The organism is Enterobacter sp. SECR19-1250, assembly GCF_013391025.1.
Classification (GTDB): Bacteria; Pseudomonadota; Gammaproteobacteria; order Enterobacterales; family Enterobacteriaceae; genus Enterobacter; species Enterobacter cloacae.
Genome location: NZ_JACASJ010000145.1, coordinates 1 through 9,357, shown reverse-complemented (window position 1 = coordinate 9,357; position 9,357 = coordinate 1). Strand labels below are relative to the sequence as shown.

Sequence of the window (9,357 nt, the reverse complement as noted above, 5' to 3'; positions counted from 1 at the left end):
GCGCTCGTCCAATACCGAGCCGGTGGTGCGCCTGAACGTGGAATCCCGCGCCGACACCGCGCTGATGGAAGCCCGAACGAAGGACATTCTGGCGCTGTTGAATCAGTAATCATTGCCCCTCACCCCAACCCTCTCCCCACAGGGGAGAGGGTGTTCAAGTTCCCTCTCCCCTGTGGGGAGAGGGTTAGGGTGAGGGGTAAGGTTTTGAACTAAAGGAACAACGATGACGAATCTAAAAAAGCGCGAACGAGCGAGAACGAATGCATCGTTAATCTCTATGGTGCAGCGTTTTTCTGATATCACCATCATGGTCGGCGGATTGTGGGCGGTGTGTTGGATCAGCGGGCAATCGTTCTTCTACATGCACCTGCTGATGGCACTGATTGCGCTGGTCGTGTTTCAGATGATCGGCGGGATGACGGATTTCTATCGTTCGTGGCGTGGCGTCAAGATGACCACCGAACTGATGCTGTTGCTGCAGAACTGGACCTTAAGCCTGATCTTCAGCGCGGGCCTGGTGGCGTTCAGCCATGATTTTGATAATCGTCTGGTGACGTATCTGTGCTGGTATCTGTTAACCAGCGTCGGCATGGTGGTTTGCCGCTCCCTGATCCGCTTTGGCGCGGGCTGGTTGCGTAACCGTGGTTACAACCGCCGCTATGTCGCCGTTGCCGGCGATCTGCCGGTGGGGCAGGTGCTGCTTGATAGCTTCCGCAAAGAGCCGTGGTTAGGTTTTGAAGTGGTTGGGATCTACCACGACGCGAAACCGGGTGGCGTGCCGTCGGACTGGGCGGGCAACTACGACCAGCTTATTGACGATGCGAAAGCGGGAAAAATTCACAACGTCTACATTGCCATGCAGATGAAAGAGGAGTCCCGCATTAAGAAACTGATGCGCGACCTGGCGGACACCACCTGTTCCGTGATCCTCATTCCGGACGTCTTTACCTTCAACATCCTTCATTCCCGTATCGAAGAGGTGAACGGTGTACCGGTAGTGCCGCTGTACGACACGCCGCTGTCAGGGATCAACCGTGTTCTCAAACGCCTGGAAGACATTGTGCTCTCTTCACTGATCCTTCTGCTGATCTCCCCGGTGCTGTGCTGTATTGCCCTGGCGGTGAAGCTGAGCTCTCCCGGGCCAGTTATCTTCCGTCAGACGCGCTACGGCATGGACGGTAAGCCGATTATGGTGTGGAAATTCCGCTCCATGAAGGTGATGGAGAACGACAAAGTGGTGACGCAGGCTACGCAGAACGATCCGCGCGTGACCCGCGTGGGGAATTTTCTGCGCCGCACCTCGCTGGACGAGCTGCCGCAGTTTATCAACGTCTTTACCGGCGGTATGTCGATTGTCGGGCCACGTCCGCATGCGGTTGCCCATAACGAGCAGTACCGCTCGCTGATTGAAGGCTACATGCTGCGCCATAAAGTGAAGCCTGGCATTACCGGCTGGGCGCAAATCAACGGCTGGCGCGGTGAAACCGACACGCTGGAAAAAATGGAAAAACGCATTGAATTCGACCTTGAGTACATCCGTGAGTGGAGCCTCTGGTTCGATATCAAAATTGTTTTTCTGACCATCTTCAAAGGTTTCGTGAACAAAGCGGCGTACTAAGATGAGCTTACGTGAAAAAACCATCAGCGGCGCCAAGTGGTCAGCGATGGCGACTATCGTCATCATTGGCCTGGGGCTGGTGCAGATGACCGTGCTGGCGCGCATTATCGATAATCATCAGTTCGGTCTGCTGACCGTCTCGCTGGTGATTATCGCGCTGGCCGACACGCTGTCTGACTTCGGTATCGCCAACTCGATTATCCAGCGCAAAGAGATTAGCCATCTCGAGCTGACCACGCTCTACTGGCTGAACGTGGGGCTGGGGATGTTTGTTTTTGTGCTGGTGTTCCTGCTGAGCGATGTGATCGCCAGCGTGCTGCACAACCCGGATCTGGCACCGCTGATGCGCACGCTGTCGTTTGCCTTTGTGGTGATCCCGCACGGGCAGCAGTTCCGCGCGCTGATGCAAAAAGAGCTGGAGTTCAACAAGATCGGCATGATTGAAACCAGCGCCGTGCTGGCGGGCTTTACCTTCACGGTGGTGAGCGCCCATTTCTGGCCGCTGGCCATGACCGCCATTCTGGGGTATCTGGTGAACTCTACCGTGCGTACGCTGCTGTTCGGTTACTTTGGCCGCAAGATCTACCGCCCGGGGCTGCATTTTTCCCTGGCGTCCGTCTCCTCGAATCTGCGCTTTGGCGCCTGGCTGACGGCCGACAGCATCATCAACTACGTCAACACCAACCTTTCCACGCTGGTGCTGGCGCGCATTCTGGGGGCGAGCGTTGCAGGGGGCTATAACCTGGCCTACAACGTTGCGGTCGTCCCGCCGATGAAGCTCAACCCGATTATCACCCGCGTATTGTTCCCGGCGTTCGCCAAAATTCAGGACGACACTGAAAAGCTGCGCGTCAACTTCTACAAGCTGCTCTCCGTGGTCGGCATTATTAACTTCCCGGTACTGCTGGGTCTGATGGTGGTGTCGAGCAACTTTGTGCCGCTGGTATTTGGCGAGAAGTGGAACAGCATCATCCCGATCCTGCAGTTGCTCTGTGTGGTGGGGCTGCTGCGCTCCGTGGGTAACCCGATTGGCTCCCTGCTGATGGCGAAAGCGCGCGTGGATATCAGCTTTAAATTCAACGTATTTAAAACCTTCCTGTTTATTCCGGCAATTATCGTCGGCGGACACATGGCGGGCGCCATTGGCGTCACGCTGGGCTTTCTGCTGGTGCAAATCATCAACACCGTGCTGAGCTACTTCATCATGATCAAGCCGGTGCTGGGCTCCAGCTACCGTCAGTACATCCTGAGCCTGTGGCTGCCGTTTTATCTCTCCTTGCCGACCCTGGTGGTGAGCTACGGTCTGGGCGTGCTCCTGAAGGGCCATTTGCCGCTGGCCGCGCTGCTGGCAGTGCAGGTTGCCGCGGGCGCGCTGGCGTTTGGGGTGATGATTGTGCTGTCACGCAATGCGCTGGTGGTGGAGATGAAGCGCCAGTTTTGCCGTAACGAAAAAATGAAAACGCTGCTTCGCGCAGGCTAGTTATTTAAGAGGCCATTATGAAATTATTAATTCTTGGCAACCATACCTGCGGCAACCGTGGCGACAGCGCCATCCTGCGCGGTTTACTGGATGCAATTAACACCCTTAAGCCTGAGACAGAAGTGGACGTGATGAGCCGTTACCCGGTCAGCTCATCCTGGTTACTGAACCGCCCGGTGATGGGCGACCCGCTCTACAGCCAGATGAAACAGCACAATAACGCTGCGGGCGTGATGGGACGCGTGAAGAAAGTGTTGCGTCGCCGCTACCAGCATCAGGTGCTGCTTTCTCGCGTAACCGACACCGGCAAGTTGCGCAACATCGCCATCGCGCAGGGCTTTACCGATTTCGTGCGTTTGCTTTCCGGCTATGACGCTATTATTCAGGTAGGCGGTTCGTTCTTTGTCGATCTTTACGGCGTGCCGCAGTTTGAGCATGCCCTCTGTACCTTTATGGCGAAGAAGCCGCTGTTTATGATTGGTCACAGCGTCGGGCCATTCCAGGAACCTCAGTTCAACCAGTTGGCAAACTATGTGTTTGGCCACTGCGATGCCCTGATTTTGCGTGAGTCAGTCAGCCTCGACATGATGAAGCGCAGCGAGATCGACACCTCGAAAGTCGAGCACGGCGTGGATACCGCGTGGCTGGTGGATCACCAGGACGACAGCTTCCAGCCGAGCTACGCGGTGCAGCACTGGCTGGACGTGGCGGCAAAACAGAAAACCGTCGCCATTACCCTGCGCGAGCTGGCACCTTTTGATAAGCGTTTAGGTACGACTCAGGCCGCCTACGAGAAGGCCTTTGCCGAGGTCGTTAACCGCGTGCTGGACAGCGGTTATCAGGTGCTGGCGCTCTCCACCTGTACCGGTATCGATAGCTACAACAAGGATGATCGCATGGTGGCGCTTAACCTGCGCCATCTGGTGAACGATCCGTCCCGGTATCACGTGGTGATGGACGAACTGAACGATCTGGAGATGGGCAAACTGCTCTCAGCCTGTGACCTGACCGTGGGTACCCGTCTGCACTCTGCCATCATCTCGATGAACTTCGGCACGCCGGCCATTGCCATCAACTATGAGCACAAGTCTGCCGGGATTATGCAGCAGCTGGGGATGCCGGAAATGGCCGTGGATATCCGTCATCTGCTGGATGGCTCGCTCGGCGCAATGGTGGGCGACACCCTTGGGCAATTGCCCGCCGTGAATGAGCGCCTGGCCGTGGCAGTGAAAGCTGAGCGCGAAAAGGGAATGGGGATGGTGAAGTCTGTGCTTGACCGCGTGCGGGAGGGGAAATGAAGGTTGGTTTCTTCTTACTGAAATTTCCACTGTCGTCTGAAACCTTTGTACTCAATCAAATCACCGCGTTTATCGATATGGGATATGACGTGGAAATTATCGCCCTGCAAAAGGGCGATACGCAAAACACCCATGCGGCGTATACCCAGTATGGGCTGGAGGCGAAAACCCGCTGGCTGCAGGATGAGCCATCCGGAAAAGTGAACAAGCTGCGCTACCGTGCCAGCCAGACTTTACGCGGGCTCCATCGCGCGTCGACCTGGCGAGCGCTGAACATCTCCCGCTATGGCGCGGAGTCGCGCAATCTGATCCTGTCGGCCATCTGTGGGCAAACGGCGCAGCCGTACCGCGCTGATGTCTTTATCGCCCACTTTGGCCCGGCAGGGGTGACCGCAGCCAAACTGCGCGAGCTGGGGGTGATTGACGGGAAGATTGCCACGATCTTCCACGGCATTGATATCTCCAGCCGTGAAGTGCTGAACCACTACACGCCGGAGTATCAGCAGCTGTTCCAGCGCGGCGACATGATGCTGCCCATCAGCGACCTGTGGGCCGGACGCCTCAAAAAGATGGGTTGCCCGGGCGAGAAAATCACCGTCTCGCGGATGGGGGTGGATTTGGCGCGCTTTACCCGACGTCCGGTCAAGGTGCCGGGTAAACCGCTGCAGATTATCTCTGTTGCCCGACTGACCGAGAAAAAAGGGCTGCATGTGGCGATTGAAGCCTGCCGCCAGCTCAAGGCGCGCGGGGTGGATTTCCGTTATCGCATACTCGGTATCGGCCCGTGGGAGCGTCGTCTGCGTACGCTTATTGAACAGTATGAGCTGGAAACGCACGTGGAGATGCCGGGCTTTAAGCCGAGCCACGAGGTGAAGGCCATGCTCGATGAAGCCGACGTGTTTCTGCTGCCGTCCGTTACCGGCGCCGATGGCGACATGGAAGGCATACCGGTGGCGCTGATGGAGGCGATGGCGGTGGGGATTCCGGTGGTATCGACCCTGCACAGCGGGATCCCGGAGCTGATCAAGTCTGACCATTCCGGCTGGCTGGTCCCCGAAAATAACGCCATGGCCCTGGCCGATCGGCTGGCCGCGTTTAGCGATATCGACCAGCAGGCGCTGGAGCCCGTGCTGCACAATGCCCGACAAAAAGTCGAGGCAGATTTTAACCAGCAGGTGATCAATCGCCAGTTAGCGAGCCTGCTGCAAACGTTGTAACGCCGAGGTTGTATGCTGAAAAAGATTACCCGACGCAGCTTTGTCTCTTCTCTGTCCGTCCTGGCGGCAATGCCGCTGCTGTCGTCCCGCGTTGCGCGGGCGGCAACCGGCAAGACGGTCTCTGTAAATCAGTACAATAACAACGACTGGATCGCCGCCTTTAAGCAGGCGTTTAACGAAGGCGACACCGTCGTTGTGCCTGCAGGGCTCACCTGCAAAAACATCAACACGGGCATTTTCATTCCTGGCGGCAAAACGCTGCTGATTCGCGGGGCGTTAACCGGCAATGGCCGGGGGCGCTTTGTTCTGCAGGAGGGCAGCAAAGTCATCGGTGAGGGCGAAGGCCGTACCGAAAATATTACCCTTGACGTTCGTGGCTCTGACTGTGTCATCAAAGGGCTGGCGATGAGCGGATTTGGCCCGGTAACGCAAATCTACATTGGCGGCAAAAAGCCCAGCGTGATGCGTAATCTGGTCATTGATAACATCCGCGTGAGCCAGGCCAATTACGCCATCCTGCGCCAGGGGTTTCATAACCAGGTGGATGGCGCCCGCATCACCAACAGCAAATTCAGCCACCTGCAGGGCGATGCGATCGAGTGGAATGTGGCCATCAATGACCGCAATATTCTGATCTCCGACCATGTGATCGACAACATCAACTGCACCAACGGGAAGATTAACTGGGGGATTGGTATTGGCCTTGCGGGCAGTACCTACGACAACGACTACCCGGAAAAACAGACCGTGAAGAACTTTGTGGTTGCCAATATCACTGGCAGCAATTGCCGCCAGCTGGTGCACGTTGAGAACGGTAAACACTTTATTATCCGCAATATTAAGGCCAAAAATATTACGCCTGATTTCAGTAAAAAGGCGGGAATAGACAATGCCACGGTAGCAATTTATGGCTGTGATAATTTCGTTATTGATAATGTCGATATGGTCAATAGTGCCGGCATGTTAATCGGTTACGGCGTGATCAAAGGTGACTACCTGTCGATTCCGCAGAACTTCAAGCTTAACGATATTCGTCTGGATAATAGCCAGCTTGCCTATAAGCTGCGCGGCATACAAATTTCATCCGGTAATGCGACCTCGTTTGTGGCCATCACCAACGTCGAGATGCAGCGCGCGACGCTTGAACTGCATAACAAACCTCAGCACCTTTTCTTACGCAATATCAACGTGATGCAGGAAGCAGCAATCGGACCCGCGCTGAAGCTGAACTTCGACCTGCGTAAGGATGTGCGGGGTAAGTTTATGGCGAAAGACGAGACGTTGCTGTCGCTGGCAAACATCAAAGCAGTGAATGAGAAAGGGCAGAGCTCGGTGGATATTGACCGGGTGGATCAGCATGTGGTGAATACGGAACGGCTGAATTTTGCGCTGCCGCACAGATAATCGTCAGTGGGCTTTTTGCGACTATTCCTGGCACGGAATCGCATTCTATTCAGATTACAACTACTGTAATTTGTGGTGCTAAGGCGTAATATCATTACAGGATTACGGCAAATCATACTGGCGAAAACAGGTTTAAGAGCTATAATTCGTCAACCATTTTAAGGTGGAAGAAATAATGATTAATTTGAAAGCAGTCATTCCGGTAGCAGGACTGGGCATGCATATGCTGCCAGCCACAAAAGCCATTCCTAAAGAGATGCTACCGATCGTCGACAAGCCGATGATTCAATACATCGTCGACGAGATTGTTGCTGCAGGGATCAAAGAAATCGTTCTGGTTACGCACTCGTCCAAGAATGCGGTTGAAAACCACTTCGACACCTCTTACGAACTCGAAGCGCTGCTGGAGCAGCGTGTTAAACGTCAACTGCTGGCGGAAGTGCAGTCCATTTGTCCTCCTGGCGTGACCATCATGAACGTGCGTCAGGCGCAGCCGCTGGGCCTGGGCCACTCCATCCTGTGTGCTCGCCCTGTCGTGGGCGACAACCCGTTTATCGTGGTCCTGCCGGATATCATCATCGATACCGCTTCTGCGGATCCGCTGCGCTATAACCTGGCGGCGATGGTGGCGCGTTTCAACGAAACAGGCCGCAGCCAGGTGCTGGCGAAACGCATGAAAGGCGATCTGTCCGAATACTCTGTTATCCAGACTAAAGAAGCGCTGGAGACAGAAGGGCAGGTGAGCCGCATCGTTGAGTTCATCGAAAAACCGGATCAGCCGCAGACGCTGGATTCTGACCTGATGGCGGTTGGTCGTTATGTCCTGAACGCGGATATCTGGGCCGAGCTGGAAAAAACCGAACCAGGCGCCTGGGACCGTATCCAGTTGACCGATGCCATTGCCGAGCTGGCGAAAAAGCAGTCTGTTGACGCGATGCTGATGACCGGTGAGAGCTACGACTGCGGTAAGAAGCTGGGCTACATGCAGGCGTTTGTGAACTATGGGCTGCGCAACCTGAAGGAAGGGGCGAAGTTCAGAAGCCGTATTGAGAAGTTGTTAGCTAACGACTGATTTTATCTTACTTGATTTGCACAAGCGGCAGTCATCATTTGGGTATGTTGAAACATAACCAAAATGGTAGCTGCCGTTTTTTGTTATTAATTCTAATGATAACATGGATTTATCTGATTTAAATCTGGTCAGATTTGTAACGATTTGTGCTTGTTTCTGAGGTCATTTAGGACGACAATTAACGGCAGTTTTTGCAGTTGTCCAGCGCCAGTAGAGTTCGGTGTCGGACTTCAACAAATGGAACATTTCACCCTCGTTCAGTGCACTGGTAGCTGTTAAGCCAGGGGCGGTAGCATTCCTCTTTTCCCTAAATTTTACAAAAATCGCCTCGTAAATAGACTATAAATTAGCTTTTCAACAAAAGTAATAATATTTTGTTAGTTATATTGCGAAACTAATTACAGAGGAAAATCATTATTTTATGATTAATCTTTTATTATATGTGATTAAATTTTCTTAAAACTAAAGAGAAGTAAATGACAGGACTAAAAAAAATATATTTTCGCTTTTTATACTACAGGGCTCAAATTATCTCATTCCGCTCATTATTTTCCCTTATCTGGTCAGAGTGTTAGGGCCTGCAGAATACGGGGAAATAGGGCTGGCAACCAGTGTTATTCAATATTTTTGCCTATTTATTGATTTCGGATTTAACCTCACAGCATCAAAAGCGATAGCAGTAAGTAGCAAAACAAAAGAAGAAATTAGCGCTATATTTTTTAAAACCATGCTAGCTAAAGCTGTCTTATTGTTATTATCTATCAGTTTGGTTTTTTTCCTTTCATACAGGGTTGAGCAATTTCACATTATTAAGCCTTTGCTGCATATATTATCCTTACAGCTAGTAGGAGCGATGTTGTTACCCGTTTGGTTTTTCCAGGGCGTTGAAAAAATGTCCTCTGTTACGATAAGTTATATTTTAGCAAGAGGGTTGAGTATCCCCTTGACATTTATCTTTGTTCAAGAGCCGAACGATATTAATATTGCGGCTTTAATTCAGGGAGGAACGGCTTTCGTAGCAGGAGTAATATCTATTTATTTTGTTTATAAAACTAACTATGTTGTTTTGAAATGTAGATTTCGAATATCTGAAATCGTTGGCACGTTAATTCAATCAACGCCAATATTTATCGGAAGTATTGCCATGAGTTTATACACAATGAGCAATCCATTTATATTGGGAATGGTGAGTCATGTTGAGCAGGTAGGTATATATCCGACATTCCGCAGCTAATTTAGGAATAAACTACCTCATAGAGTCTACCGAG

The 9,357-nt window shown here is 52.7% G+C and carries 7 protein-coding genes and 1 pseudogene; all 8 read left to right on the top strand.

The window, feature by feature from the left end; genetic code table 11:
- Positions 1-109 (top strand): annotated as a pseudogene (locus HX884_RS23905) (phosphomannomutase); the annotation flags it as partial.
- A gap of 114 nt (positions 110-223) precedes the next feature.
- Positions 224-1,618, top strand: a complete 1,395-nt coding sequence (gene wcaJ / locus HX884_RS23900; RefSeq protein ID WP_178328900.1) for an undecaprenyl-phosphate glucose phosphotransferase — start codon at positions 224-226, stop codon at positions 1,616-1,618.
- A 1-nt stretch (position 1,619) separates the two neighbouring features.
- Positions 1,620-3,098, top strand: a complete 1,479-nt coding sequence (gene wzxC, locus HX884_RS23895; protein ID WP_058681412.1) for a colanic acid undecaprenyl disphosphate flippase WzxC — start codon at positions 1,620-1,622, stop codon at positions 3,096-3,098.
- Between the two features lie 17 nt (positions 3,099-3,115).
- Positions 3,116-4,396, top strand: a complete 1,281-nt coding sequence (gene wcaK, locus HX884_RS23890) for a colanic acid biosynthesis pyruvyl transferase WcaK (protein WP_021558691.1) — start codon at positions 3,116-3,118, stop codon at positions 4,394-4,396.
- Positions 4,393-5,613, top strand: a complete 1,221-nt coding sequence (wcaL, locus tag HX884_RS23885) for a colanic acid biosynthesis glycosyltransferase WcaL (RefSeq protein ID WP_020690194.1) — start codon at positions 4,393-4,395, stop codon at positions 5,611-5,613. The genes wcaK and wcaL overlap by 4 nt, the downstream gene beginning before the upstream one ends.
- 12 nt (positions 5,614-5,625) lie before the next feature.
- Positions 5,626-7,017: a colanic acid biosynthesis protein WcaM gene (gene wcaM / locus HX884_RS23880; RefSeq protein ID WP_058681410.1), complete on the top strand. Its 1,392-nt coding sequence runs from the start codon at positions 5,626-5,628 to the stop codon at positions 7,015-7,017.
- A gap of 175 nt (positions 7,018-7,192) precedes the next feature.
- On the top strand, positions 7,193-8,089 hold the full coding sequence (galF, locus tag HX884_RS23875) for a GalU regulator GalF (protein WP_013097865.1): 897 nt from the start codon (positions 7,193-7,195) through the stop codon (positions 8,087-8,089).
- A gap of 496 nt (positions 8,090-8,585) precedes the next feature.
- Complete coding sequence (locus tag HX884_RS23870; protein WP_178328901.1) at positions 8,586-9,323, top strand: oligosaccharide flippase family protein; 738 nt, start codon at positions 8,586-8,588, stop codon at positions 9,321-9,323.
- Positions 9,324-9,357 lie beyond the last annotated feature (34 nt).

Coding starts and splice junctions, on each gene's coding strand:
- wcaJ (WP_178328900.1), top strand. CDS start 224: ATGACGAATCTAAAAAAGCGCGAACGAGCGAGAACGAATGCATCGTTA.
- wzxC (WP_058681412.1), top strand. CDS start 1,620: ATGAGCTTACGTGAAAAAACCATCAGCGGCGCCAAGTGGTCAGCGATG.
- wcaK (WP_021558691.1), top strand. CDS start 3,116: ATGAAATTATTAATTCTTGGCAACCATACCTGCGGCAACCGTGGCGAC.
- wcaL (WP_020690194.1), top strand. CDS start 4,393: ATGAAGGTTGGTTTCTTCTTACTGAAATTTCCACTGTCGTCTGAAACC.
- wcaM (WP_058681410.1), top strand. CDS start 5,626: ATGCTGAAAAAGATTACCCGACGCAGCTTTGTCTCTTCTCTGTCCGTC.
- galF (WP_013097865.1), top strand. CDS start 7,193: ATGATTAATTTGAAAGCAGTCATTCCGGTAGCAGGACTGGGCATGCAT.